Raw genomic sequence first — 23,869 nt, forward strand, 5'->3', positions numbered from 1 at the left:
CTCATGCGCACCGCCTGACGCGCGGTGGATCCCGGCACGGGGCCGGGATGACGAAGGAGTAGATGGAATGCGCACCGCCCTCATCACCGGCGCCACCTCCGGCTTCGGTGCCGCCGCATCCCGCGCGTTCGTGGCCGCGGGCTGGCGGGTGATCGGCACCGGGCGGCGCGCCGAGCGGCTCGATGCGCTCAAGGCCGAGCTGGGCGACGACAAGTTCCACCCGTCCGTGTTCGACATCCGCGACGAGGCAGCGCGCGATGCGGCACTGGACAGCCTGCCCGAAGCTTTTCGCGGCATCGACCTGCTGGTCAACAATGCCGGCCTCGCGCTTGGCACCGAGAAGGCCCAGGACGCCTCGCTCGACAAATGGCGGGTGATGATCGACACCAACGTCACGGCTTTGGTCTCGATTACGCACAAGCTCCTCCCGTTGCTCATCGAGCGCAAGGGCGCGATCATCAACCTCTCCTCGGTCGCGGCGACCTACCCCTATCTCGGCGCCAATGTGTATGGCGGCACCAAGGCCTTCGTGCACCAGTTCAGCCTGTCGCTGCGCAGCGACCTCGCGGGTACCGGCGTCCGCGTCACCTCGATCGAACCGGGCATGGCGGAGACCGAGTTCACCCTGGTCCGCACCGGCAGCCAGGAAGCATCGGACACGCTCTATGGCGGCGCCGATCCGATGACCGCGGAGGATATCGCCGGCACGATCCTGTGGGTCGCCCAGCTCCCCCCGCATCTCAACATCAACACGATGGAGATGATGCCGGTGAACCAGAGCTTCGCCGGCTTCGCGGTGCATCGCGCGGGATGATCGAGATCGGTTCCGCTGCGCTCAGCGCAACGATCAATCCGCTGGGTGCCGAGCTCACCCGACTGCGCGACGCGCAGGGCAACGAGTTGATGAGCGACGGCGATCCCGCCTTCTGGGCCGGTCGCGCGCCCCTGCTCTTCCCGGTGGTCGGCGCGCTCAATGGCGACAGTTATCGGCTCGACGGCCACGACTATCCGCTGCCCCCGCATGGCTTCGCGCGACGGCGCGAATTCACGCTGGTCGATCGGGCCGCGGACCGCGCCTGGTTCCGGCTGAGCGACGATGACGCGACACGCGAAGCCTACCCCTTCGCCTTCGCGCTCGACGCCGAGTTCGTTATCGCCGACGCAACGCTCACCATGACGGTCACGCTGGTCAATCGCGGCGACCGCGCGATGCCGGCAAGCTTCGGCTTCCACCCCGCTTTCGCCTGGCCCTTGCCCTATGGCGGCGCGCGGAAGGATCACCGCATCGTCTTCGAGCATGAGGAACCGCAGCCGATTGCCCGGCTGGAGGGCAAGCTGATCGGACCGGTCGACCGCGAGACCCCGGTCGAGGGCGATACGCTGTGGCTGCGCGACGATCTGTTCGAGCAGGACGCGCTGGTCTGGACCGCGCCGGAGAGCCGGTCGCTGCGCTATGGCGCGCCGGAGGGCCCGCAGCTTGAGATCGGCTTCCCCGACATGCCGACGCTGGCGGTGTGGACCAAGCCCGGCGCGCGCTTCATCTGCATCGAGCCGTGGCAGGGCCATGCCGATCCCACCGGGTTCGCGGGCGAGATCTGGGACAAGCCGGGGATGTTGCGGCTGGAACCGGGCGAGCGCCGCGCCTTTGCGATGGCCGTGACGCTCGCCTGATCCCGCTCAGCCTTCGATAAAGGCAAGCAGGTCGGGGTTCACCACCTCGGGATGAGTCGCGCACAGACCATGCGGGAGGCCCTCATAGGTCTTGAGCGTGCCGTTCTTCAGCAGCTTGATTGCCTTCAGCGCGCTGTCGTGGATCGGCACGATCTGGTCGTCGGTGCCGTGCATCACCAGCACCGGGATATCGAGCGCCTTGAGATCCTCGGTGAAGTCGGTCTCGCTGAACGCCTTGATGCAGTCGTAATGCGCCTTGGCGCCGCCCATCATCCCCTGGCGCCACCAATTGTCGATCAGCCCTTGGCTGACCGTCGCGCCATCGCGGTTGAAGCCGTAAAAGGGTCCGGCAGGCACGTCGATGTAGAATTGCGCGCGATTGGCGACCAGTGCCTCGCGGAAACCGTCGAACACCTCGATCGGCAACCCTTCGGGATTGCTTTCCTTCCGGACCATCACCGGCGGCACCGCGCCGATCAGCACCGCCTTGGCGATCCGCCCCGGCTCGGCACGCGCGGCGTAATGCGCCACCTCGCCGCCCCCGGTCGAATGACCGACATGAATCGCCCCCTTGAGATCGAGCGCCTGGACCAGCGCCGCGACATCGGCGGCATAGGTGTCCATCTCGTTCCCCTCCCAGGTCTGGGAAGAGCGGCCATGCCCGCGCCGGTCGTGCGCGATCACGCGATAGCCCTTGTGGAGGAAGAACAGCATCTGGTTGTCCCAATCGTCCGCGCTCAACGGCCAGCCGTGATGAAAGACGATCGGGGTGGCTTCCCGCGGACCCCAGTCCTTGTAGAAGATCTCGGTACCGTCGCTGGTGGTGATCGTGCTCATCGGCTGGCATCCCTGATGTGGATCGCCGCGCGGCAAGCGTGGCGTGCGCAGAAGATGACACCGGCAGATGAGTCGAGAAAGTGCAACGTTCGAAAGCGATCGTTTCCATTGGCGAAACTCTCGATTCGCGCGCCACTTCCCGCTAGAGGGCCGCGATGCCCGACAACCCGATTCCCGGTCGCCGCACCTTCGCGATCATCTCCCACCCTGACGCCGGCAAGACCACGCTGACCGAAAAGCTGCTGCTGTTCGGCGGCGCGATCCATCTCGCGGGCGAGGTGAAGGCGCGCGGCCAGGCGCGGCGCGCGCGGTCGGACTGGATGAAGATCGAGCAGCAGCGCGGCATCTCGGTCACCAGCTCGGTGATGACCTTCGAGCGCGACGGGGTGACCTTCAACCTGCTGGACACGCCGGGCCACGAGGATTTCTCGGAAGACACCTATCGCACGCTTACCGCGGTCGATTCCGCGGTGATGGTGATCGACGTCGCCAAGGGCATCGAGAGCCAGACGCGCAAGCTGTTCGAGGTGTGCCGCCTGCGCAACGTGCCGATCATCACCTTCGTCAACAAGGTCGATCGCGAAGGCCGCGAGGTGTTCGAGACGCTGGACGAGATCGCCGACCTGCTCGCGCTCGACGTCGCGCCGATGACCTGGCCGGTCGGCATGGGCGGCACGTTCGAGGGGGTGTACGACCTCGTCTCCAACCGCCTGCTGCTGCCCGAGGGTGACAGCCGCGAGTTCCAGGGCAAGGTCATCCAGACCACCGGCCTCGACGATCCCCAGCTCGACGCGATCGTCTCGCCCCAGAATCTCGCCAAGCTGCGCGAGGATGCCGAGCTGGCGATGGCGGGCTATGCGAGCTTCGACGGCGAGGCGTATCGCAATGGCGACCTGACCCCGGTCTATTTCGGATCGGCGCTCAAGGAATTCGGCGTCGATTCGCTGATCGATGCGATCGCGCGCCATGCGCCGCCCCCGCACGCGCTGCCCGCCGAGCCGGCGCCGGTCTCGCCCGACAACAATGAAGTCACCGGCTTCGTGTTCAAGGTGCAGGCGAACATGGACCCCAATCATCGCGACCGCATCGCGTTCATGCGGCTGGTGTCGGGCACCTTCAAGCGCGGCATGAAGCTGACCCCGACCGGGCACGGCAAGCCGATCGCGATCCATTCGCCGATCATGTTCTTCGCCCAGCAGCGCGAACTGGCGGACGAGGCGCTCCCCGGCGACATCATCGGCATCCCCAATCACGGCACGCTGCGCGTCGGCGACACGCTGTCGGAGAAGGCGGCGGTGCGCTTCACTGGGCTTCCCAACTTCGCGCCCGAGATCCTGCGCCGCGTCGTGCTCAAGGATCCGACCAAGACCAAGCAGCTGCGCAAGGCGCTCGACGACCTGTCCGAAGAAGGCGTGATCCAGGTCTTCTACCCTGAGATCGGGTCGAACTGGATCATCGGCGTGGTCGGCCAGCTCCAGCTCGACGTGCTGCTGTCGCGCCTCGATGCCGAGTACAAGGTCGGCGCCAATCTCGAGCCCGCGCCGTTCGACACCGCGCGCTGGATCGGCGGCGAGGCGGCGGACGTGAAGGAGTTCATGGACCTGAACCGCGGCGCGATGGCCAAGGACCGCGACGGCAACCCGGTGTTCCTAGCCAAATCGGCCTGGGAAGTCGGCTATGTCGCCGACCGCTACTCGCGCGTGAAGTTCATGGCCACGCGCGAGCGCTAGGCGCCGGTCTCGGCTCTGCCGAACCGAAATCAACCGGTAACGTCGTCGACCCAACCTCGGCGCAACGGCTTGACCGCAAGCAGCATCAGCGCCGCTGCAATGCCGTAGAAGATGAGGCATCCGACTGCTGCGTAACGCAGCGATTCGATCCCGTAGCTCGACTTGAGTGCGTCGGACAGCGCGCCCATCAGCAGCGGACCCGCACCGAGGCCGACCAGATTGTTGATCAGCAGAAAGCTGGCCGAGGCGGTCGCGCGCATCTCGCGCGGGACAAGGTGCTGGATCGCGGTGGTGACCGGGCCGAGCCACAGGATGTTCAGCGCGTTGGGAATCAGCAGCAGCACCCAGGCCAGTGTCGAGGACGGGCTGAGCAAGCCGAAGGCAAAGGTCGGCATGGTGATCGCCCAGGCAATCGCAGGCAGCTTGACGTACCAGCCGCGATCCTTGGTCCCCAGCCGATCGGCGAACCAGCCGCCCGCGAACACGCCCGCGACCCCGCCGACCAGCAGGATCGATCCCATGAACTGGCCGGTGGTGATGAGATCGAAGCCGAAACTGCGCATCAGGATCGACGGCGTCCACAGCGCAAGGCCATAGCCGCACAGCGAGCTGAACGACGCAGCGAACGCCATCAGCCAGAAGGCCGGCTTTTTCGCGAGGATCGGGAACACGCCCGACACCGGCGTCGCCTTGGCCGCGGCGGCCGGGCGGGGCAGGTCGCGCACCATATATTTGAAGATCGGTGCCAGCACGATCCCGGCGACGCCCATGACAATGAACGCCGTGCGCCAATCGACCAGCGCGGCGATATAGGCGCCGAGCAACGTCCCCCCGGCAAGGCCGACAGGGATGCCGAGCGAGTAGATGGCGAGCGCCCGTGCACGCTTTTCCGGCGGGAAATAGTCGGCGATCAGCGCATAGGACGGCGCGACCCCGCCCGCCTCGCCGACGCCGACGCCGAGCCGGTAGAGGAACAGATGCCAATAGCCGGTCGCCGTGCCGCACAGCGCGGTGAATGCGCTCCACACGGCAAGGCTGCCCGCGATCACCGCGCTGCGGCTGGTGCGGTCGGCGAGATAGGCGAGGGGGACGCCAAGGATCGAATAGAGCAGCGCGAAGGCGAGGCCGCCGATCGCGCCGAACTCGGCGTCGGTGAGGCCGAGGTCCGCCTTGATCGGCACGGCGAGGATGCCGAGGATCTGCCGGTCGAGGAAGTTGAAGGTGTAGACCAGCAACAGCATCGCGAGCACGACACCGCGATATCCTGGTGTCGATTGGCGCGCAGGCGCTCCTTCGCTGGCATTCATCGCATCCCTCCCCTTCGAAAACAGATTGGCCGGACGCCCCCTGCGAGACGCCCGGCCGGATCAGTGTGCCAAACTCAAGACGGCAAGGCGATCAGAACTTCACCTCGAACGTGCCGGTGAAGGTGCGCGGCGGGCCGTAATAGCCGATGATCGAATTGCCGAAGAGCGCGCCCGGGAAGTTGTAGCCGCCGACGCGGTAGCGCGCGTCGGTGAGGTTGCGCGCCGCGACCCCGATCCGGTAGCGCCCGCCCGCCGAGGTCCAGTTGAGCGAGGCGTCGACCAGCGCATAACCGTCCTGGTCGAGCGCCGGGGTCGCCAGCTCGAACATCTGCGTGTCGCTGCGCAGCGAGACCGAAGGGGTGAAGGCGATCGTGCCGCCGGCCAGATCCTCCGACCAGGTGACCGACGCATTGGCGGTCCATTCGGGCGTGTTCTGGAAGGCGCGCTGGTCCGACACGTCGACCGGGGTGGTGCCGCCGCCGATGAAGGTGAAGAACTCCTTGTAGTCGGCATGGGTATAGCCAAGCACGAGGCTGGCCGAGAGATTGCGCGAGGGCACGACGCGCGCCTCGAATTCGAAACCGTAGATCTCGCCCTTGCCGGCATTGTCGACGAAGCTGGCGATACCGCTGGGCAGCGCCGGCACCTGGATCGTGACCTGCTGATCCTTGTAGTTCGAATAGAAGCCGGCGATGTTCACGAACAGCGTGCGGTCGAGGAACGCGCCCTTCATGCCCAGCTCATAGCTGTCGATCGTCTCGGGCTTGTAGCCGTTGACCGTGGTCGGCGTCAGGATGGCGTCGCCGCGCATGTCGAAGCCGCCCGATTTGAACCCCTTGCCGTAGCTGGCGTAGAAATTGAGGTCCTGGCGCGGTTCGTAGCTCAGGCTGACGCGGGGGGTCAGCTTTTCGAAGTCCCGGCTGTTGGTATAGTCCGAACGGATCAGGCCGGGCACCGCCGCGGCGTTGCCGAAGCGCGGGCTGCGAATGCCGGTATAGTTGCGGCGGAAGACGGTGCCGGTCTTCTCGTCGCGGGTGTAGCGCAGGCCCGCCGAGATCTTGAACTGATCGGTCACGTCGAAGCTGAAGTCGCCGAATGCGGCATAGCTCTTGGTGAACACCTCGCCCGCAGTGAGCGTGGTGGTGTTGAGCGCACCCAGCACCGTGTCGAACGCGCCGCTGGCGCGGCCGTTGAGGTAATAGACCCCGAACACGCCCTGGATCCGGTCGCCTTCATACAGGAGCTGGAGCTCCTGGGTGAACTGGCGGTCCGAATATTCCGCGGGAACGTCGAGCGTGGGCAGGATGGTGTTGTCGAAATCGATCACCGTATCGGTACTGCCGTCGCGCCACGAGGTGATCGTCTTGAAGGTCAGCGCGTCGGACAGGTTGACCTCGCCGGTCACCGAGAGGCCGCGCGTCTCGACGCGGTTGCGATCGCCGATCCCGGCGCGGGTGTCATAGACGTCTCCGGTCGGCGCGTAGATCGGGTCGGTGCCGTTGGGCAGCAGGCGCGTGCCATGACGCGGGTTCGAGCGGTCGAGCACGCGATCGCCCGCAACGCGGATGAAGATGGTGTCCGACGGGGTGAACTCGGCCGAAAGCCGTGCGGCGAACACGTCCTTGTTATAATGTTCCGCACCCGTGGTCAGGTTGGTCCCGAACCCGTCGCGCCAATATTGCGCGACCGCGGCGCCGAGCGACAGCGTGTCGCCCACCGGCACCACTACCTGCCCCACCAGGTCGACCTGGTTGTACGAGCCATAGGAGACGCGCGCCGACGCCTTGTAATCATGGCCCAGGCGACGGGTGACGTACTTCACCGCGCCGCCGATCGTGTTGCGGCCATAGAGCGTGCCCTGCGGCCCGCGCAGCACCTCGACCCGCTCGACGTCGAAGATGTCGAGGACGGCGCCCTGGGGACGGGCGACATAGACGTCGTCGATATAGAGCGCGACGCCCGGCTCGAAGCCCCAGAGCGGATCCTGCTGCCCGACGCCGCGGCTGAACGCGATCAGCGTCGAGTTGGAGCCGCGCGCGATCTGGAGTGTCAGGTTGGGTGTCTTGTCCTGCAGCGCGGTGATGTCCGCCGCACCGCTCTTCACCAGCGAATCGCCCGAGACCACCGACATCGAGATCGGCACGTCGATCAGGCTTTCCTCGCGGCGGCGCGCGGTGACGACGATCTCGCCCTCGGCAACGGGTGCGGCTTCCTCGGCTGAGGCTGCGGGCGCCTCCTGCGCGAGGGCGGGCATGGCGGCGAGCGCCCCGAATGCGGCGCCGGCGTTGAGAATCGTGCGAACAGACGGAATCAGGCGTAGCATCGAAGCTTCCTCCCCAGATGACAGCCGCGTGAATCCCGCGGCTTGTAAGACGTTGAGGGAGGCTATAGTGAAACCTGAACCGGGTTTCAACTTCCGGATGCGGAGAGGGGCGAATGACGCAGGATCGTGGCTCGGATGCCACAGTTGCCGGGGGCCTCGCGCGAAACGAGCGCGTGGCGAGCGAGGGCAAGGAGCCGCGCACCGCGCGCGGGCGCCGCACGCTGCGCACGATCCTGGATGCCGCTGCGGCCGAGTTCGGCGAAAAAGGGTTCCACGAGGGCTCGATCAGCGGGATCACCCGCCGCGCGGGCGTCGCGCTGGGCAGTTTCTACACCTATTTCGATTCGAAGGACGCGGTGTTCCGCGCGCTGGTGCGCGACATGAGCGAGCGGGTGCGCGAGCATGTCGCCCCCGCGATCCGCGCCGCACCCGAACAGATCGCGGCCGAGCGGGCGGGCCTGGAGACGTTCATCGGCTTCGTGCGGCGGCACAAGGAGATCTACCGGATCATCGACGAGGCCGAGTTCGTCGACCCCGAAAGCTTCCGCCTCCACTATGCGACCACCGCCGACCGCATCGAAAAACGCCTGCGCGCCGCCGCCGAGCGTGGCGAGGTGCGTGCCGACGTGTCCGACGTCCACGCCTGGGCGATCATGGGGATGAACGTGTTCCTGGGCCTGCGCTACGGCGTGTGGGGCGATGACCGCGAGGCAGACGAGGTGGCGGATACGGTGGCGGAGATGCTGGCGCGGGGGCTGGGGCCGAAGGGCTGAGGTAGCCCGTATCAGCCTTCACCCACCCCAACCGTCATCCCGGCCTTGTGCCGGGATCCACCGGGAGGCGAACAGGAAGCAGGAGCCTCTATGCCGCCGCCACAGGGATAGGCGAGCGCCCGAAAACAGTCAGTCCAGAACCGCTTCTGCTCCACCTGCCAGAGGAGTGGGCTTCGGCCCCGAAGGATGTGGCGCGGGCTCAAGCCCCCCATCATCCCGAAATCCCGGTCGCTTCGGTAACGGCAGTCCCAACTGCCTAAGTGTCTTGGCCAGCAGCGCCTTTTCCTCTGCGGTGGGAAGAGGCGGTCCGGTGAGATCCTTTATTGGCATGGCGCGCTCGCTCATCATCTTCGCCCGACCATAGCATATTTGGCCGCTGCCAACGCGCTTCCCACCCCATAGCCACCGCTTGCAATGTTGGAATTGCTCTGCTTGCATCGACCAGCCGCATGGCGGCCGCTCTTTGATCGCGTCGATCGGCACCCGCTACAAACGCCGCCCCGACAAAGCCGACAAAGTTGACAGAATGAATCGCGTTCCGCGTAACTTCGTCAACTTCACCCCGCCTCGGCCAGCCATTCCTTCGCGGTCTCGCCATCCCAGTCCATGTCGCCCGCAACGCGCCACACTTCGCGGCCCTGCGCATCGTAGAGCACCGTAGTCGGCAGGTTGACGCCATAATGCGTGGACAGCCCGACATCCGGATCGAGCCAGGGCTTTAGCGCCTTGAACCCGGCCTTCGCGAAGTAAGGTGTGACCTTGGCCGCGCCCTCCAGATCCTGGCTCACCGTCAGAACTTGCAGCTTCACCCCCTCACGCTGGGCAAGGCGGTCGAGCGCGGGCATTTCGCGCACGCACGGCGCGCACCAGGTCGCCCACAGGTTGAGCAGCACCGGCTTGCCCTTGAACGCGGCGAGATTCGTCTTCTTGCCGTCGGGCGCGGTGAAGGCGATCGCCGGCGCCGCCTCGCCCTTGTGGCTGCGGTCGATCGTGCCGATCCGCTCGGCGTCATCGGTACCGTTCGCGGGTGCAGTGGGGCTTTCGCCGTCAACAGCGGCGTTTGCTTGCTCGCCCGGCTGCTTGGCCGTATCGCAGCCGGCGATTCCAAGCGCCAGCGTGGCAAGGACAGGGAGAAGCGCGATCGTCGAGCGCAAGACAGACTCCAATAGCATGTGGGGCGGGCGCTTTGCCGAAGGCCCGTCATCGGTGATGCGTGAGATTAACGCATCCATCCCGTTCGACAAGCGCATGTGGCGTCAGGACATCGCCGGATCGAAAGCGCACGTGGCCATGCTCGGCGAACAGGGCATCGTCGATGCGGCCGATGCGGCGACGATCTCGGCCGGGCTCGATGCGGTCGCGGCCGATTACGAGCGCGACGGAGTGCCCGAGGATCTGGCGCTCGAAGACATCCATATGCTGACCGAGGCGCGGCTGGCCGAGAAGATCGGGCCGGTCGCCGGGCGCCTGCACACCGCGCGCAGCCGCAACGATCAGGTTGCGACCGATTTCCGCCTGTGGGTGCGCGACGCGACCGATCAGGTGCTCGCCGCGCTCGCCGCGCTTCAGGACGCGCTGCTCGCCCGCGCCGATGAACATGCCGGCAGCGTGATGCCCGGCTTCACCCATCTCCAGAGCGCGCAGCCGGTGACGCTCGGCCATCACCTGATGGCCTATTTCGAGATGATCGCGCGCGACGTCTCACGCTTTGCCGACGCGCGAGCGCGCGGCAATCGCTGCCCGCTCGGCTCGGCGGCCTTGGCCGGCACCGGCTTTCCGCTCGACCGCGACGCGACCGCCGCGGCGCTCGGCTTTGACGGGCCGACGCGCAATTCGCTCGATGCGGTGAGCGATCGCGACTTCGCGCTCGATTACCTGATGGCGGCGGCGCAATGCGCGTTGCACCTCAGCCGTCTGGCCGAGGAATTCGTGATCTGGGCCAGCCAGCCCTTCGGTTTCGTCAAGCTCTCCGACCAGTGGTCGACCGGCAGCTCGATCATGCCGCAGAAGCGCAACCCCGATGCGGCCGAGCTGGTGCGCGGCCATTCGGGTCGCATCGTCGGCTGCCTGACGTCGCTGATGATCACGATGAAGGGGCTGCCGCTCGCCTATTCGAAGGACATGCAGGACGACAAGCCGCCGGTGTTCGAGGCGCACGACCTGCTCGCGCTGTCGATCGCGGCGATGACCGGGATGGTGGAAAGCGCGCAGTTCCGCACCGACCGGATGCGCGGCCTCGCCGAAAGCGGCTTTGCGACCGCCACCGACCTTGCCGACTGGCTGGTGCGCGAGGGCGGTATCCCGTTCCGCGAGGCGCACCACATCACCGGCCGCGCGGTCGCCGCGGCCGAAGCGAAGAATGTGCGGCTCGACCAGCTGGAGCTTGCGGATCTGCAGGCGATCGACCAGCGTATCGACGAGCGCGTGTTCGGCGTGCTGACCGTCGATGCTTCGGTCGCGAGCCGGATCAGCTTCGGCGGGACCGCACCCGTGCGGGTACGGGAAGCAATTGCGGCGGCACGCGCCGCAAGAGGAGTATAGGACATGCGAACCCTGGTGGTCTTCACGGCGCTTCTGTTGGCTGCTTGCGGCAACAAGGGCGACCTGAAACCGGCCGCCGGGGGATCGCTGCCGACCAAACCTTATGGGGCGGTGGCCACACCGACACCGGCTGATTTGGTGAAGGCGCCGCCCCAGACCCGACCGACGCGCAGCGACGAAGTGCTGCGCAGTTCCGAGGAACGCCGCGGCGACGAATTCGAACTGCCGCCGCAGTAATCGAGAAGACCCGACACCCATGGATCATTTCAACCGCAAGAACGGCGTCCTTCACGCCGAGAACGTCTCCATCCCCGCGATCGCGGCCGAAGTCGGCACGCCGGTCTATGTCTATTCGACCGCCACCCTGGAACGCCACGCCTCCGCGCTCAAGAACGCGCTCGCCGGCCTGCCCAGCGTCCACCTCGCCTTTGCGATCAAGGCGAACCCCAACCTTGCCGTGCTCGGCGTGCTGGCGCGTCAGGGCTATGGCGCCGACGTCGTCTCGGGCGGTGAGCTCAAGCGCGCGCTGGCGGCCGGGATGCCCGCAGAGGACGTCGTTTTCTCGGGCGTCGGCAAGACCCGTGCCGAGCTTCAGCTCGGCCTCGATGAGGGCATCGGCCAGTTCAACCTCGAGCTGGAAGAGGAAGGCGAAGTCCTTGCCGATCTCGCCCATGCGCAGGGCAAGACCGCGCCCGCGGTGCTGCGCGTGAACCCCGATGTCGATGCGGGTACCCACGCCAAGATCTCGACCGGCAAGGCCGAGAACAAGTTCGGCGTGGCGATCGACCGCGCGCTCGAGATCTTCGACCGGCTCGCCAAGCGCCCCGGCCTGAACCTGCGCGGTGTCGCCATCCATATCGGCAGCCAGCTCACCGAGCTTGCGCCACTCGAAGCCGCGTACAAGCGCGTCGGGGAACTGGTCGCTCAGCTGCGCGCAGCCGGCCACACCATCACCCATGTCGATCTGGGCGGCGGGCTCGGCGTGCCCTATCATGCCGGCCAGACCGTCTCGACCGCCGAGGAATTCGGCGCGATGGTGGCGCGCGTGACCCAGGGCTGGAACGTCACGCTGATGTTCGAGCCGGGCCGCTTCATCTGCGGCAATGCCGGCGTGCTGGTGACCGAGGTCATCTGGGTCAAGCCGGCCGCGGGCAATCCCTATGTCATCGTCGATGCCGCGATGAACGACCTTGCCCGCCCGGCGCTGTACGATGCCTATCACGAATTCGAGGCGGTCGAGCCGACCGGCGAGAAGTTCGTCGCCAATATCGCCGGACCGGTGTGCGAGACCGGCGACACCTTCGCAATGGGGCGCGAGATCGATGTGGTGAAGTCCGGCGATCTCGCCGTGTTCCGCACCGCCGGCGCCTATGGCGCGACCATGGCCTCCACCTATAACAGCCGCGCGCTGGTGCCCGAGGTGCTGGTGTCGGGCGACAGGTTCGCGGTGGTCGCCGACCGCATCCAGCCCGAAACCATCATGGGCGCCGAACGCGTGCCCGAGTGGGTCCGGTGAAACGATCGGGGCTGCCCGTCTTCGTCCAGCTGGACGGGCGGCCCGTGATCCTGATCGGTAGTGGCGCGACAGCGGAGGCCAAGCGCCGCCTGCTCGAACGTGCCGGTGCCATGATCGTCGGCGAGGAGAGCGACGCCCGCCTCGCCATCATCGCCGGCGACGATCCCGAACCGGCTGCGGCCCGGCTCAAGGCGCGCGGCATCCTTGTCAATGTCGCCGACCGGCCGGACCTGTGCGACTTCACCCTGCCCGCGATCGTCGATCGCGATCCGGTGACGATCGCGATCGGCACCGGCGGCGCATCGGCCGGGCTCGCCGCGGCGCTGCGGCAGCGGTTCGAGACGATGCTACCCACATCGCTTGGCGGGCTCGCGGATGCGCTCAAGGGCAGCCGTGACGCGATCCGCGCGCACTGGCCCGATGCGAGCGAACGCCGCCGGGCGATCGGCGCCGCGCTGGCCGGAACGCTCGATCCGCTCGCCGATCAGGATGCGGGCGCAGTCGAGCGCTGGCTCGCGATGCCCGGTGCGCAGCATGCCGAGACCGTCCGCATCACGTTGCGCTCTACCGACCCCGACGACCTCAGCCTGCGTGAAGCGCGGCTGCTCGCCCAGGCTGACCGGGTGACGCATCGCCCTAATGTGCCTGGCACCATCCTCATCCGTGCGCGCGCCGATGCCGAGCGCATTGTGTGCGAAGCCCCGCCCGCTAATTTGCCCGGCCTGACCGTGGATCTGGAGATGGCCATTTGAGCGGCTTTGCCTATGTCGTCACCCGTAGCGGCGTGCGCGCGCTCGACGCCCATGACGCGATCGGGTTGCGGCGCGGTTTCGTGTGGATCCACCTCACCTCGCGCGACGAAGAGGTGCAGGCATGGCTGCGCGACGTGGCCAAGCTCGACCGATTCACCGTGGAGGCCCTGACCGCGCTCGAGACCCGGCCGCGCTGCGATCAGATCAATGGCGGGGCGGTACTCAACCTGCGCGGACTGACACATGCGGCAATGCGCAGCTCCGACCCGCTCGCCTCGATCCGCCTCTATGCCGAGGGGGATCGCGTCATCTCGGTCACCCGCCTGCCGCTCGATGCCGTCGATGTCGCGCGCGCGGCATCCGAGGCGGGCGACGTGCGCGACGCGGGCGACCTGATCGCGACGCTGGCCGAAGCGATCACCGAACAGCTCGATCCGCAGGTCGCCGATCTCGGCGACTCGCTCGACAGCTGCGAGGAGCAGCTCGATGCTCGTCAGGCGTTCGAACTCAGGCGCAACGTCAATATCGTCCGTCGTCAGGCGATCGGCTATCGACGCTTCCTCTATCCCCAGCGTGTGGCGCTGGAGAAGCTTTCGGCGCTGCCCGTCCGCTGGCTGAGCGACGACGATCGATTGCATATCGGCGGCGCCGCTGATCGCGCCGCACGCATGGCGGAGGAACTGGAAAGTATTCGCGAACGCGCGGCGCTGATCCATGAGACGCTGACGGATCTTCGCGCCGAAGTCATCGACCAGCGATCGCTGGTGATCGCGGTCGCGGCGATGGTGTTCCTGCCGCTCACCTTCATCACCGGCCTGTTCGGGATGAACGTGCAGGGCATTCCCTATGACGACCATCCCGGGTCGTTCTGGGTGATCACCGCCTTCAGCGTGGCGGTTGCGGCAGCGGTGACCTTCTACTTCGTCAGGCGGCACTGGTTCCGTTAGGGATCGTCCCCGACAGCCGCTCGACCTCCGCATTGAGCGAACTGATCGAGCTGACCAGCCGCGCCCGATCGGCGCGGGTGATGGCCAGTTCGGTCCGGGCCTCGCCCAGTTCGATCGCCCGCGCGGCAATTCGCGCATCGAGCGAAGCGACCGCACGCTTGAGCTCGGCGATGCGACTTGCCCGCCCGAGCGTACGGTCGATCCGCGCAAGCAGGACATCGAAATCGAACGGCTTGGGAACATAGTCGTCGGCGCCCGCGGCAAGCGCCTCGACCGCAGCGCCGCTATCGCTGCGCGCGGTGATCATGATGACGGGAAGGTCGGCGGTACGTGGGGTGGCGCGCAGATCGGCCAGCACCTCGATCCCCGACATGCCGGGCATCATCATGTCGAGCAGGACAAGGTCGAAACCGCGCCCGGCGATCAGGTCGAGCGCCTCGCGCCCATTGTCGCTGAGCACCACCAGATAGCCCGCCTGTCCCAGCCGCGCGCCCATCACATTGAGGTTGGTCCGGCTGTCGTCGACGATCAGCACCGTGGCAGCAGCCCGGCGCGTTTCGTTCGAAAGGAGGCTCTGGCTCATGCGCGCGAGCGTAGAGTCGAAAGCGTCACGATCCCGTTAATGCTCCGGCAACCACCTGACGGACGGACGCTCAGCGGCGCAGGAAGCCCAGGACCTGATCGACCATCGTACCGAGCTGGGGCGAAGCATCCCCCACGGCGTCCGCGCCGCCTGCGCCCGGGCCGGTATTGATCGCGACGCCGAGCGGGGTCGGCCAGCCGCGCAATGCATGGATGACGGTGCGCAACGCGGCGAGCGTCGAGACCGCCGCCTGCCATCCGCCCGCGGTCGCGACCAGCCCGACCGGCATGCCGTCGAAATAGGCGCGTTCGTCGCCGCGCAGCAGCTCGGCATAATCGAGCGCATTCTTGACCATGCCCGAGAGCGAGCCGTGATAGCCCGGCGAACCGACGATCAGCCCGTCCGCCTCGCGCAGCACCGAGACGAAGTGCACGATTCGCGGATCGTCGGTGGTGCAGCCGAGCTCGTAATGCGGGAAGTTGATCGCCTCGCCGGTCAGCAGCGTAACGCGCGCGCCCCTTGCCTCGGCCAGTGTCAGGCAATGCGCGAGCGCGCGGCCGGTCGCCGATTCGGGACGCGAGGTGCCGCCGAGGGCGACGATGTGCGGCTTGCTCATGCGCCCGCGCTAGCCGAAACAGATGCCCCGGGCCACCCACTGAAACGAACGCGGGAACAGAGAAAATATGCAGGCACCATTGGCGGGGATGCGGGTGATCGAGATCGATGCGATCGGCGCGGTGCCGTTCGCGTCGATGCTGCTCGCCGATCTGGGGTGCGAAGTCGTGCGCGTCGCCCAGCCGGGCAGCGGCACCAGCGCGATCGTCCCCGCCATGTATCGCGGACGGCAGGACGTGACGCTCGACTTTCGCGAACCCGCCGCGATCGCCGAGGTGCTCGCGCTGGCCGGGCACGCCGATGCCCTGGTCGAGGGGATGCCACCGGGATCGATGGAGGCGCTGGGGCTGGGGCCCGACCGGTGCCGGGCACGCAATCCGCGGCTCGTCTATGGCCGGGCGAGCGTCTGGGGACAGACCGGGCCGCTCGCGGGACGCCCCGGTGCCGACATCAACGTGCTCGCACTCACGGGCGCGCTCCATGCGATCGGTGCGCCGGATGCGCCCGCGGTGCCTCTCAACCTGCTCGGCGACCATGCCGGCTGCGGGCTGTTCCTTGCGCTGGGCATGGTCTCGGCCATGCTTGGCGCACACATCGATGGCGAAGGACGCGTGGTCGATGCCGCGGCGATCGACGGGGTCGCGACGCTGATGGCACTGACCCAGAGCCTGTTCGCCAGCGGCCGCTGGATCGACCGGCGCGAAGCCAATCTGATCGATGGCGGCGCCCCCTTCTACCGCAGCTATGCCTGCGCCGACGGCCAGCATGTCGCGGTCGGCGCGATCGAACCGGTGCAGTTCGACTCCCTGTGCACCGGCCTCGGTTTCCCGGCAGGCAGCTTCGCGCAGCTCGACCGCACCGGCTGGCCGGCCATGGCAGCACGTTTTGCCGAGCGCTTCGCGGCGCGGACGCGCGACGAATGGGTGCGGACCTTCGCGCAGGGGGAGGCCTGCGTCACGCCGGTGCTGTCGCTGGCCGAAGCCGCGCGGCACCCGCATGCGCTGGCGCGCCGCCCCGTCGCGGCCGGGCCGGAGGGCGCAGCGACCGCGCCGCAGTTCGCGCCGCGCGCCGGGGTGGCACCGCCCGCGCGTCCGGTATCGGTCGATGAGGTGCTGGCGCGCTGGTCGCGCTAGGCGGCGCGCGCCTGGCTCCAGGCGCTCGCAATGTCCTCCAGATCGTCGGCAACCGCACGGAAGGGCGTCGGATCGCCGCCGATGCTGGCGTTCAGGATCTGCGCGCGCAGCCCGTGATAGAGCGTCGCGAGCGTCTGCGAGACCTCGCCGCCGCGCTCGAAATCGAGACCTGATTCGAGCGCGAACAGGATCGCAGTGGCGCGCGCGATCCGCTCGCTCTTGACCGGCAGCTGCCCCTTTTCGAGCGCGAAGGCCGCGGCACGGAGCGCGGCGATGCATTCCTTGTACATGATCTCGACCAGCGCGTGCGGATCGGCGGCCGCGGTCCGGCCGACCGCGTCGATCGAGCGATAGGTCTGCGCGGCGTTTGCGCTGAGGCGCATCGGGGCCTTCATCGCATCAGCCCTGCTTGTTCCACGCATCGACCTGGTTCTGGAGGAAGGTCAGGGTCGATTTGTACGCCGCAACCCGGGCATCCATCGTCGCGAACTGGCGCGTCATGCGCGTGCGCACCGCTTCGGCGTCGCGCACCGCTTCGGTCTTGTCGTCGACCACGTCGATCTTGGCCTTGGTATAGTTGATCTCGCTCGCGCCCAGACCGCGTAGGGTGCTGGCAGCCGCGCTCGAGATCGCATCGAGCACCACCGACAGGCCGTTCTTCGTGGTCGCGCTGCCGGCGGGCTGCGCGAACATCTTCTCAACCTGCCCGGGATGGTTGACCAGCGCCTTGGTCAACACCGGCGTGTCGAGGCTCAGCGTGCCGTCGCGGTTGGTCTTGACCCCGATCTGCGCGAGCGTGGTGGGTATGTCGGCCGCGCCGCTCGCGATCGGGCTGAGCGTCAGCTGCTGGAGCTGGCGCTTGAGAGTCTTCGCCGCAAGATCCTGCCGCAACGCGCCATCGACCGGATTGAGGTCCTTCTGCAGCGCCTTGTAGAGCTCGTTATAGGTTTCGACGAAATCCTGAACCGCCTGCATCAGGGCATTGGTCGGCAGCGTCTTGCCGATGTTCACCATCGTTCCGGGCTGCGCCGAGGCAAGGTCGAGCTTCACGCCAGGAATGAGATCCGAGATGGTATTGGATTCGCGCTTCAGCGCCACGCCATCGATCGCCACGATCGCATCGGCGGCGGCGCTGCCGATGGTCGTGCCGCTCGCGCCGATCCCGATGTTGAGCGCGGCGAGCCCTTCATGCCCCGCCGTCTCGGATGCGGTCAGCGTGAAGGCGCGCGCTTCGCCCGTGCCGCCCTTCACCACCAGCCGCGATCCGGCCGCGTCGGTGAGGATCGAGGCGCTGACGCCGGCATTGGCGGCGTTGATCGCCGCGGCGATTCCCTCAAGGCTGGAGTTGTTCTCGCCGATCGTGATCGTCACCGGCGTGCCGCCACCGGCCGCAAAGCCGGTCATCGCGCCGTTGGCGACTGTGGCGGTGCCGAAGGTCAGCGTCAGCGTGCCCCGGCCAATCGCCGCAGTCTTGTCCGCGACCGGCGCTGCCGACACGGCCTGGGCGGAAGCGAGCTGGCGTACCTCGATCTGCGCGCTCAGATTGCTGAGATCGGCTCCCGCCAATCGCGAAACGTTGAGGATTCCGGTGTTCGAGCTGGTCGGCTGCGTCGCAAGGCTGCCGCCGCGCGACAGCGTCGAGAGCGCGGTCGCAAAGCTGGTGATGTTGCTCTTGTGCGTGGTTGCCGCGCTGATCTGCGCAGTCACCAGCTCCTCGCGCTGCGTGAGCTTGGCAGTGCGATATGCGAACTGCTTCTCGACCAGCTCCTTGACGAGCGCCGCCGTATCGATGCCCGATCCGGTGCCGATCTTCGAGGCGATCGAGCTCGCCGATGTCGTCGATTCAACCGCCACGTGAACGCCCCCCTCTATGCTGGTTAACGGCTGTCATCGCGCGGCCTTTAGGCCGTTCTGCACGCCGTTTTCGTCGAACAGCGCGGTATCGGGCACGGTGATTGCGGGCATGCGGCCGCCCGCCTGCCGGTTGAGGCCAAAGACGAAGGCGAGCACGGTCGCGACCGCCATGTACAGATCGTCGCGGATCTCCTGATTCTCGCGGCTGGTGAAGTAGATGGCGCGCGCCAGCGGCGGCAGCTCGATCCGTGGCACCGCGAATTCGTCGGCCAGCTCGCGGATCGCCAGCGCGATCTCGCCGCGACCCTTGGCCACCACCACCGGCACCTGATCCTTGCCGCTCGAATAACGCAGCGCGACCGAGAAATGGGTCGGGTTGGTCAGGACGACATGCGCCTCCTGCAGCTTGGAGCGAAGCCCGCCCTTGGCCATTTCGCGCTGGCGCTGGCGCTGTGCGGCCTTGGCTTCGGGCGAGCCTTCGCTTTCCTTGTGCTCGTCCTTCACTTCCTGAAGGCTCATCTTGAGGCGCTGCATGTGGCGGAAGATCTGGATCGGCAGGTCGATGCCCGCGATCAGCAGCAGCCCGCCGGCCATCACGAAGACCAGGGTCGCAAAGGTATCGCCGAGCGATTTCACCGCGGTGCCGAGGTCCGACGAGACCAGCCCCATGGTCGGCCCGGCCGATCCCCACAGCATCCACGCGCCGATCCCGCCGAGCAGCAGCACCTTGAGCAGCGACTTGAACAGCTCGATCCAGCCGGTCGGGCCGAAGATGCGCTTGAGGCCAGAGCCGGGATTGATGCGGTTGCCCTTGGGCGCGAGCAGCTTGCCGTTCCAGTGGAGCGCGCCAAGCGCCGCCTGGCTCGCAATCGCGCCCACCAGTGTGATCGCCAGCAAGGCGCCGAGCGACGGCGCCAGCTTCCACCCCGCGGTGGCGAGCGGTTTCCACGGCTGGAAGCTCTCGATATCGGCGCGGCCGAAGGTGAAGCTCGCGCCCATCACCTCCTTGATCGCGCCGAGCAGTTGCGGCCCCATCAGCACTATCCATCCGCAGCCGAGCAGGATGATCAGCGCCGCGCCGAAATCACGCGACTTGAGCAGGTCGCCTTGCTCAAGCGCCTTCTCCTTGCGCTTGGGTGTTGGTGCTTGTGTCTTTTCGCCTGCGCTCTCCGACATCAGCCAAGCACCAGCGTCTGGGCCGCGTCGAGCGCCTCGCGCACGATCACGAGCATATAGTCGCCCATCGCGGGCATGCCGACGAGCAGCGCCAGCACGCCCATCGCGAGGCTGGCGGGAATGCCGATGGCGAACAGGTTGAGCGCGGGCGCCGATCGCGAGAGCATGCCGACCACGATGTTGAGACAGAGCAGCAGGAAGCCGACCGGCAGCGCGAGCAGCAGTCCGGCAAGGAAGGCATAGCCGCCGAACAGCGCGATGTTCTGCAGCTTGCCCGGCGTCAGCCAGGCCTGGCCGGGCGGGAGCAGCTCATAGGAGCGCACCACCAGCTCGACGAGCACGAGGTGGCCATCGACAGCGAGGAACAGCAAGGTCAGTAGGATCGTCAGGAACTGGCCCAGTGCCGGAGTCGATTGGCCGGTCTGCGGGTTGACCGCGGTGGCGAAGGAAAGACCCATCGACACGCCGATTACCTCGCTCGCCACCAAGGGCGCGGCAAAGGCGATCTGGAGGATGAAGCCGAGCGCCAAGCCGACCAGCACTTCGGCAGCGACGGCGAGGAAGGTCGCGAGCGCGAACACCTCGCCCGGCGCATCGATCGGCACCGCGTTCATCGACAGGATACCGACCGCTGCGGTGAGCAGGATGCGGACGTTCATCGGCACCGACACCGCGCCGAACACCGGCGCCGCGACGAACGCCGCGCCGACGCGCACCATCGTGAACAGCAGCGCCCAGAGCTGAGGCTCGATCGAGAGGCCGAAGCCGAGCATTATCTGCCGTCCGTTCGCGCGGAAGCGGTACCGGCCCGCTCCCCCGCCCGGCCACCCACACGGTACTCTCGATGGGTGGCCGGGCGGGGGAGCGGGCCGGTACCGCCATTCAGCGAAGCTGAATCACGCATCAGCGCACCAGTTCCGGGATGCGTTCGAAGATGCCGGTGGTGAAATCGCCGAGCAGGGTCATGATCATGCCGCCGAAGATCACGAGGGAGACCCCCACGATCGCGAGCTTGGGCACGAAGGTGAGCGTCTGCTCCTGGATCGAGGTCGCGGCCTGCACCATGCCGAGGATCAGGCCCGACAGCAGCGCCGGGATCAGGATCGGGGCCGATGCGAGCGCAAGCACCCACATCGCCTCGCGCGCGACCGTCAGGAAATATTCTGCGTCCATCGGAAATTCCTAGGTCACGAAGCTTGAGGCGAGGCTGCCCATCGTCAGCGCCCAGCCGTCGACCAGCACGAACAGCAGCAGCTTGAAGGGCATCGAGATGATCGTCGGCGACATCATCATCATGCCGAGGCTCATCAGCACGGTGGCGACGATCAGGTCGATGACGATGAACGGCAGGAAGATCAGGAAGCCGATCTGGAATGCGGTCTTGAGCTCGCTCGTCACGAACGCCGGAAGCAGGATCGAGAAGGGCGTATCCTTGGGGTTTGCGATCGGGCCGACCTTGGCCATCTGCGCGAACATGGTGATGTCCTTGACCCGCGTCTGCTTGAGCATGAAGGCGTGGAGCGGCTCGCCCGCCTTCTCGATCATCTCGGTCGCGCCGATGCGGCCCTGCGCATAGGGCTGGATCGCCGCGGTGTTCATCTGCGAAATCGTCGGTGCCATCACGAAGAACGACAGGAACAGCGACAGCCCGACCAACACTTGATTCGGTGGAGTTTGCTGGAGTCCCAACGCCTGCCGCAGGATCGCCAGCACAATGATGATCCGCGTGAAGCTGGTCATCATCAGCAGGATGCCCGGCAGAACCGTGAGCAGCCCCATGATGATGAGGACCTGGAGCGACAGGCTGAGCGGCGCGTCGCCGCCGCCGAGATCGCCCAACGCCCGGTCGACCGCATCGCCTACACCCGGAGCCGGCGCGGCAGCGGGCGCAGCGACCGGAGCCGGCGCTGGCGCGCCTTGCGCGAATGCCGGCGCGACCAGGAACAACGCGAGCGCAACCGCGGCCAGCACGAGCGCGAGATGGCGAAAGGCGGCGATCACGGGTCGATCCGGTCGATCAGCGAAACGCCGTTGCGGCTCACCGAGACGAGGATGCGCTTGCCCTCGACCTCAAGCACCGCGATCCGCGTCCCGGTCGAGACCATCATCGTCTCCCTGACCTTGAGCATGCGGTCGCCCTGATTGCCGGGCAGCCGCGCCTCGAGCTTGCGCCAGAGATAGAGGCAGCCGATCAGCAGCCCGCAGACGAGCGGCAGCAGCACGACCAGCTTGAGGATGTAGGACCACATCATGGCTGGGTTCAGCCCCGCTTCTCGGGGGCGACCAGCTCGGTCATGCGGATGCCGAACTTGTCGCCGACGGTGACGACCTCGCCGCGGCCGATCAGCGTGCCGTTGACGAACACGTCGAGCAGCTCGTCGGCCTGACGGTCGAGCTCGATCACGCTCGATTCGCCGAGCGCGAGCAACTCGCGCAGGGTCAGCGTGGTCGATCCGATTTCCACGGTCAGCTTGACGTCCACGTCCTGCAACAGGTGGAAGTTGGCCGCCGCGGCGGAGTCGGTGGCGATGCCCCCGGTCATGTCGTTCATCGTGCGTCCTCAAGGCTGAAGGATTCGAAGCGGGTCAGGCGGATTGCGGCCTGACCATTGGCGGTGCCGACCGTGCCGGCACCGATCTGCTGGCGATTGACCATCACCGGCACGTCGGGACCGAAGCTGATCGGGATCACGTCGCCGGGCTTGAGCGCCATCAGCTTCGACAGCGGCACCAGCGGCTCGGCAAGGACCGATCGCACCGGCAGGCGCAGCGCCATCGCCGCGCGCGTCAGCCCATTGCGCCATTCGGGCTCGGGCTCGGGCTCCCCGCCGATCACCTTGGCGGTAAGCGACGGCGTGTAGGGTTTCAGCGCCGCGACCGGATAGAGAATGTCGATCCATTGCGGCTTGGCCTCGCCGGTGGCGATGCCGAGGCGGGTGACGACCATCGCCTCGCCCGCATCGATCTCCGGCACCACCGAGAGCGGCGCAAAGGTCTGCGCCGGCGCGAAGTCGATCTTCGCAAGCAACTCCCAGGCGGGCGCCAGCTGCTGAGCCAGCGTATCGGACAGCCGTGCCAGCAATGTCTCGGCCGAACCGGTGAACTCGGCGGGCATCGGCTGCGGCGCCTCGCCCTCGCCACCGAAGAAGCGGTCGAGCATTTCGAAGCCGAACTTGCCGTCGATCACGATCAGCGCGCGGCCGCGGCCCGGCGTCATCGCGACCGGCAGCCATGCGGTCAGCGTCTGCGGGCGTTCGGCGCGATAGTCGCCGAAGCGCTGCACGCTGAGCGGCTCGGCCCAGCAGCGCGCGCCTTCGCCGACCAGCGGCTCGAAACTGCCCTTCAATGACTTGGCCAACCGCGCCGAGAGATGCTGCACCGAATGCAGGTCCCCGAACGGGTTGAGGCTCGCCGTCCCCAGCGCCGGGGCGTGTTCCGCTCCGGTCCTGGGACGCTCGCGCCGCTCGGGCGCGGACATGTCTGAAGGGCTGTTAACCATGCCCGTTCACTGAACAATGAAATTGGTAAAGTAGACGTTACCAACACCCCCAAAGCCCTCTTTTTCCTTGAGGACAGCGTTGATCGCGTCGGCCAGGCGCTTCTGGAGCTTCTTCTTCCCCTCGGCGGTGAACACCTCCTCCTCGCTGGTCTCGCCCAGTGCGAGAAGGATCGCCGAACGCACTGCCATCTCGTGCGTCTTCAGGCCTTCGATGACGGTGTTGTCATAGGGGGTCGAGATCGCGATCCCGACCTGAACGAAGTGGACGCTTTCCCGCAGGTTGGAGGTGAACTCCTTCTCGAGCTGGTAATAGGTCGAGGCATATTTGTCCCCGCCCTCACCCGCCGAGGGCTTCATCCCCTTGCTTTCGCCGCCCTCGCCTTCCTTGCCTTCGGCCTTGGCGCGGACTTCCTCGTCCTTGGGGACGAGGCGGGGCTTGCCGCTCTCGGCCTCGCCTTCGGCCTTGGCGCCGCCGAACAGGCCGGCATTGGATGCATAGAGCCCGCCGCCGACCCCGCCGCCGACCAGCACGATCAGGCCGGTGCCGATCAGGATCCACTTCTTGGCTCCGCCCTTCTTCTTGACCGGTGCAGCCTCTTTCTCGTCACTCATG

The 23,869-nt window shown here is 67.0% G+C and carries 26 protein-coding genes; 10 read left to right on the forward strand and 16 right to left on the reverse strand.

All coding sequences use genetic code 11. The features are described 5' to 3' along the window. Positions 1–67: 67 nt before the first annotated feature. Both BDW16_RS10065 and BDW16_RS10070 read left to right on the forward strand, forming a co-directional pair. Positions 68–814 carry an SDR family NAD(P)-dependent oxidoreductase gene (locus tag BDW16_RS10065; protein ID WP_066581109.1) on the forward strand — a complete coding sequence of 249 codons (747 nt, stop codon included), beginning with the start codon at positions 68–70 and terminating at the stop codon, positions 812–814. Further along, positions 811–1,671: an aldose 1-epimerase family protein gene (locus BDW16_RS10070; RefSeq protein WP_066581107.1), complete on the forward strand. Its 861-nt coding sequence runs from the start codon at positions 811–813 to the stop codon at positions 1,669–1,671. Before BDW16_RS10065 ends, BDW16_RS10070 begins: the two co-directional genes overlap by 4 nt. A 6-nt stretch (positions 1,672–1,677) precedes the next feature. On the opposite strand, the gene BDW16_RS10075 is transcribed toward BDW16_RS10070, so the two are convergent. Beyond that, positions 1,678–2,508, reverse strand: coding sequence for an alpha/beta fold hydrolase (locus BDW16_RS10075; protein WP_066581105.1), 831 nt, complete (start codon positions 2,506–2,508; stop codon positions 1,678–1,680). A gap of 155 nt (positions 2,509–2,663) precedes the next feature. On the opposite strand from BDW16_RS10075, the gene BDW16_RS10080 reads away from it, so the two are divergent. Then, positions 2,664–4,238 carry a peptide chain release factor 3 gene (locus BDW16_RS10080; RefSeq protein ID WP_066581104.1) on the forward strand — a complete coding sequence of 525 codons (1,575 nt, stop codon included), beginning with the start codon at positions 2,664–2,666 and terminating at the stop codon, positions 4,236–4,238. A gap of 29 nt (positions 4,239–4,267) precedes the next feature. Here the strand turns inward: BDW16_RS10080 and BDW16_RS10085 are convergent, their stop codons facing one another. Both BDW16_RS10085 and BDW16_RS10090 read right to left on the reverse strand, forming a co-directional pair. Continuing rightward, positions 4,268–5,545, reverse strand: a complete 1,278-nt coding sequence (locus tag BDW16_RS10085) for a spinster family MFS transporter (protein WP_066581103.1) — start codon at positions 5,543–5,545, stop codon at positions 4,268–4,270. A 91-nt stretch (positions 5,546–5,636) separates the two neighbouring features. Next, positions 5,637–7,868 carry a TonB-dependent receptor gene (locus BDW16_RS10090; RefSeq protein ID WP_066581102.1) on the reverse strand — a complete coding sequence of 744 codons (2,232 nt, stop codon included), beginning with the start codon at positions 7,866–7,868 and terminating at the stop codon, positions 5,637–5,639. Positions 7,869–7,981: 113 nt separating this feature from the next. On the opposite strand from BDW16_RS10090, the gene BDW16_RS10095 reads away from it, so the two are divergent. Continuing rightward, positions 7,982–8,641: a TetR/AcrR family transcriptional regulator gene (locus BDW16_RS10095; RefSeq protein WP_066581100.1), complete on the forward strand. Its 660-nt coding sequence runs from the start codon at positions 7,982–7,984 to the stop codon at positions 8,639–8,641. A 557-nt stretch (positions 8,642–9,198) separates the two neighbouring features. On the opposite strand, the gene BDW16_RS10100 is transcribed toward BDW16_RS10095, so the two are convergent. After that, complete coding sequence (locus BDW16_RS10100; protein WP_307695821.1) at positions 9,199–9,795, reverse strand: TlpA family protein disulfide reductase; 597 nt, start codon at positions 9,793–9,795, stop codon at positions 9,199–9,201. Between the two features lie 16 nt (positions 9,796–9,811). Between BDW16_RS10100 and argH the strand changes: the two genes are divergently transcribed. The 5 genes from argH to BDW16_RS10125 are packed head-to-tail and all read left to right on the forward strand — an operon-like array spanning position 9,812 to position 14,397. Beyond that, on the forward strand, positions 9,812–11,182 hold the full coding sequence (gene argH, locus BDW16_RS10105; protein WP_066581096.1) for an argininosuccinate lyase: 1,371 nt from the start codon (positions 9,812–9,814) through the stop codon (positions 11,180–11,182). Between the two features lie 3 nt (positions 11,183–11,185). Further along, positions 11,186–11,419 carry an LPS translocon maturation chaperone LptM gene (gene lptM / locus BDW16_RS10110; RefSeq protein ID WP_066581094.1) on the forward strand — a complete coding sequence of 78 codons (234 nt, stop codon included), beginning with the start codon at positions 11,186–11,188 and terminating at the stop codon, positions 11,417–11,419. Positions 11,420–11,438: 19 nt separating this feature from the next. Continuing rightward, on the forward strand, positions 11,439–12,698 hold the full coding sequence (lysA, locus tag BDW16_RS10115; RefSeq protein WP_066581093.1) for a diaminopimelate decarboxylase: 1,260 nt from the start codon (positions 11,439–11,441) through the stop codon (positions 12,696–12,698). Continuing rightward, positions 12,695–13,450, forward strand: a complete 756-nt coding sequence (locus BDW16_RS10120) for a precorrin-2 dehydrogenase/sirohydrochlorin ferrochelatase family protein (RefSeq protein ID WP_100362745.1) — start codon at positions 12,695–12,697, stop codon at positions 13,448–13,450. Before lysA ends, BDW16_RS10120 begins: the two co-directional genes overlap by 4 nt. After that, entirely contained in the window at positions 13,447–14,397 is a 951-nt protein-coding gene (locus BDW16_RS10125) for a zinc transporter ZntB (protein WP_066581092.1), read from the forward strand. The genes BDW16_RS10120 and BDW16_RS10125 overlap by 4 nt, the downstream gene beginning before the upstream one ends. Here BDW16_RS10125 and BDW16_RS10130 read toward each other — a convergent pair. Then, a complete protein-coding gene (locus BDW16_RS10130) occupies positions 14,375–14,980 on the reverse strand; it encodes a response regulator (protein WP_066581091.1) in 606 nt (201 codons plus the stop codon). The genes BDW16_RS10125 and BDW16_RS10130 overlap by 23 nt on opposite strands. Positions 14,981–15,050: 70 nt before the next feature. After that, positions 15,051–15,596 (reverse strand): NADPH-dependent FMN reductase, encoded by a 546-nt coding sequence (locus BDW16_RS10135; RefSeq protein WP_066581089.1) that lies wholly within the window; start codon positions 15,594–15,596, stop codon positions 15,051–15,053. A gap of 67 nt (positions 15,597–15,663) precedes the next feature. On the opposite strand from BDW16_RS10135, the gene BDW16_RS10140 reads away from it, so the two are divergent. Then, on the forward strand, positions 15,664–16,728 hold the full coding sequence (locus tag BDW16_RS10140) for a CaiB/BaiF CoA transferase family protein (protein WP_066581088.1): 1,065 nt from the start codon (positions 15,664–15,666) through the stop codon (positions 16,726–16,728). On the opposite strand, the gene fliS is transcribed toward BDW16_RS10140, so the two are convergent. The 10 genes from fliS to BDW16_RS10190 form a co-directional block, all read right to left on the reverse strand. Continuing rightward, positions 16,725–17,111 carry a flagellar export chaperone FliS gene (gene fliS, locus BDW16_RS10145; protein WP_241230439.1) on the reverse strand — a complete coding sequence of 129 codons (387 nt, stop codon included), beginning with the start codon at positions 17,109–17,111 and terminating at the stop codon, positions 16,725–16,727. The genes BDW16_RS10140 and fliS overlap by 4 nt on opposite strands. Before the next feature lie 16 nt (positions 17,112–17,127). Beyond that, positions 17,128–18,582 carry a flagellar filament capping protein FliD gene (gene fliD, locus BDW16_RS10150; RefSeq protein WP_066581084.1) on the reverse strand — a complete coding sequence of 485 codons (1,455 nt, stop codon included), beginning with the start codon at positions 18,580–18,582 and terminating at the stop codon, positions 17,128–17,130. Between the two features lie 33 nt (positions 18,583–18,615). After that, a complete protein-coding gene (gene flhB, locus BDW16_RS10155) occupies positions 18,616–19,758 on the reverse strand; it encodes a flagellar type III secretion system protein FlhB (RefSeq protein ID WP_066581082.1) in 1,143 nt (380 codons plus the stop codon). Beyond that, positions 19,758–20,531, reverse strand: a complete 774-nt coding sequence (gene fliR, locus BDW16_RS10160) for a flagellar biosynthetic protein FliR (RefSeq protein ID WP_066581080.1) — start codon at positions 20,529–20,531, stop codon at positions 19,758–19,760. Before fliR ends, flhB begins: the two co-directional genes overlap by 1 nt. Positions 20,532–20,661: 130 nt before the next feature. Further along, entirely contained in the window at positions 20,662–20,931 is a 270-nt protein-coding gene (gene fliQ, locus BDW16_RS10165; protein ID WP_066581078.1) for a flagellar biosynthesis protein FliQ, read from the reverse strand. A 9-nt stretch (positions 20,932–20,940) separates the two neighbouring features. Next, entirely contained in the window at positions 20,941–21,759 is an 819-nt protein-coding gene (fliP, locus tag BDW16_RS10170; RefSeq protein WP_066581076.1) for a flagellar type III secretion system pore protein FliP, read from the reverse strand. Continuing rightward, complete coding sequence (locus tag BDW16_RS10175) at positions 21,756–22,007, reverse strand: flagellar biosynthetic protein FliO (RefSeq protein WP_307695810.1); 252 nt, start codon at positions 22,005–22,007, stop codon at positions 21,756–21,758. The genes fliP and BDW16_RS10175 overlap by 4 nt, the downstream gene beginning before the upstream one ends. An 11-nt stretch (positions 22,008–22,018) precedes the next feature. Beyond that, positions 22,019–22,309, reverse strand: coding sequence for a flagellar motor switch protein FliN (fliN, locus tag BDW16_RS10180; protein ID WP_066581072.1), 291 nt, complete (start codon positions 22,307–22,309; stop codon positions 22,019–22,021). Continuing rightward, on the reverse strand, positions 22,306–23,235 hold the full coding sequence (locus tag BDW16_RS10185) for a flagellar motor switch protein FliM (RefSeq protein ID WP_241230438.1): 930 nt from the start codon (positions 23,233–23,235) through the stop codon (positions 22,306–22,308). Before BDW16_RS10185 ends, fliN begins: the two co-directional genes overlap by 4 nt. Before the next feature lie 27 nt (positions 23,236–23,262). Next, a complete protein-coding gene (locus BDW16_RS10190; protein WP_066581068.1) occupies positions 23,263–23,868 on the reverse strand; it encodes a flagellar basal body-associated FliL family protein in 606 nt (201 codons plus the stop codon). Between the last annotated feature and the right edge of the window lies 1 nt (position 23,869).

It is taken from the genome of Sphingomonas koreensis (assembly GCF_002797435.1).
Taxonomy (GTDB): domain Bacteria; phylum Pseudomonadota; class Alphaproteobacteria; order Sphingomonadales; family Sphingomonadaceae; genus Sphingomonas; species Sphingomonas koreensis.

What these genes read in the sequence shown, in the direction of transcription:
- BDW16_RS10065 (WP_066581109.1), top strand. Translation starts at nt 68, where the DNA reads ATGCGCACCGCCCTCATCACCGGCGCCACCTCCGGCTTCGGTGCCGCC.
- BDW16_RS10070 (WP_066581107.1), top strand. Translation starts at nt 811, where the DNA reads ATGATCGAGATCGGTTCCGCTGCGCTCAGCGCAACGATCAATCCGCTG.
- BDW16_RS10075 (WP_066581105.1), bottom strand. Translation starts at nt 2,508, where the DNA reads ATGAGCACGATCACCACCAGCGACGGTACCGAGATCTTCTACAAGGAC.
- BDW16_RS10080 (WP_066581104.1), top strand. Translation starts at nt 2,664, where the DNA reads ATGCCCGACAACCCGATTCCCGGTCGCCGCACCTTCGCGATCATCTCC.
- BDW16_RS10085 (WP_066581103.1), bottom strand. Translation starts at nt 5,545, where the DNA reads ATGAATGCCAGCGAAGGAGCGCCTGCGCGCCAATCGACACCAGGATAT.
- BDW16_RS10090 (WP_066581102.1), bottom strand. Translation starts at nt 7,868, where the DNA reads ATGCTACGCCTGATTCCGTCTGTTCGCACGATTCTCAACGCCGGCGCC.
- BDW16_RS10095 (WP_066581100.1), top strand. Translation starts at nt 7,982, where the DNA reads ATGACGCAGGATCGTGGCTCGGATGCCACAGTTGCCGGGGGCCTCGCG.
- argH (WP_066581096.1), top strand. Translation starts at nt 9,812, where the DNA reads ATGTGGGGCGGGCGCTTTGCCGAAGGCCCGTCATCGGTGATGCGTGAG.
- lptM (WP_066581094.1), top strand. Translation starts at nt 11,186, where the DNA reads ATGCGAACCCTGGTGGTCTTCACGGCGCTTCTGTTGGCTGCTTGCGGC.
- lysA (WP_066581093.1), top strand. Translation starts at nt 11,439, where the DNA reads ATGGATCATTTCAACCGCAAGAACGGCGTCCTTCACGCCGAGAACGTC.
- BDW16_RS10130 (WP_066581091.1), bottom strand. Translation starts at nt 14,980, where the DNA reads ATGAGCCAGAGCCTCCTTTCGAACGAAACGCGCCGGGCTGCTGCCACG.
- BDW16_RS10135 (WP_066581089.1), bottom strand. Translation starts at nt 15,596, where the DNA reads ATGAGCAAGCCGCACATCGTCGCCCTCGGCGGCACCTCGCGTCCCGAA.
- BDW16_RS10140 (WP_066581088.1), top strand. Translation starts at nt 15,664, where the DNA reads ATGCAGGCACCATTGGCGGGGATGCGGGTGATCGAGATCGATGCGATC.
- fliS (WP_241230439.1), bottom strand. Translation starts at nt 17,111, where the DNA reads ATGCGCCTCAGCGCAAACGCCGCGCAGACCTATCGCTCGATCGACGCG.
- flhB (WP_066581082.1), bottom strand. Translation starts at nt 19,758, where the DNA reads ATGTCGGAGAGCGCAGGCGAAAAGACACAAGCACCAACACCCAAGCGC.
- fliR (WP_066581080.1), bottom strand. Translation starts at nt 20,531, where the DNA reads ATGCTCGGCTTCGGCCTCTCGATCGAGCCTCAGCTCTGGGCGCTGCTG.
- fliQ (WP_066581078.1), bottom strand. Translation starts at nt 20,931, where the DNA reads ATGGACGCAGAATATTTCCTGACGGTCGCGCGCGAGGCGATGTGGGTG.
- BDW16_RS10175 (WP_307695810.1), bottom strand. Translation starts at nt 22,007, where the DNA reads ATGTGGTCCTACATCCTCAAGCTGGTCGTGCTGCTGCCGCTCGTCTGC.
- fliN (WP_066581072.1), bottom strand. Translation starts at nt 22,309, where the DNA reads ATGAACGACATGACCGGGGGCATCGCCACCGACTCCGCCGCGGCGGCC.
- BDW16_RS10185 (WP_241230438.1), bottom strand. Translation starts at nt 23,235, where the DNA reads ATGTCCGCGCCCGAGCGGCGCGAGCGTCCCAGGACCGGAGCGGAACAC.
- BDW16_RS10190 (WP_066581068.1), bottom strand. Translation starts at nt 23,868, where the DNA reads ATGAGTGACGAGAAAGAGGCTGCACCGGTCAAGAAGAAGGGCGGAGCC.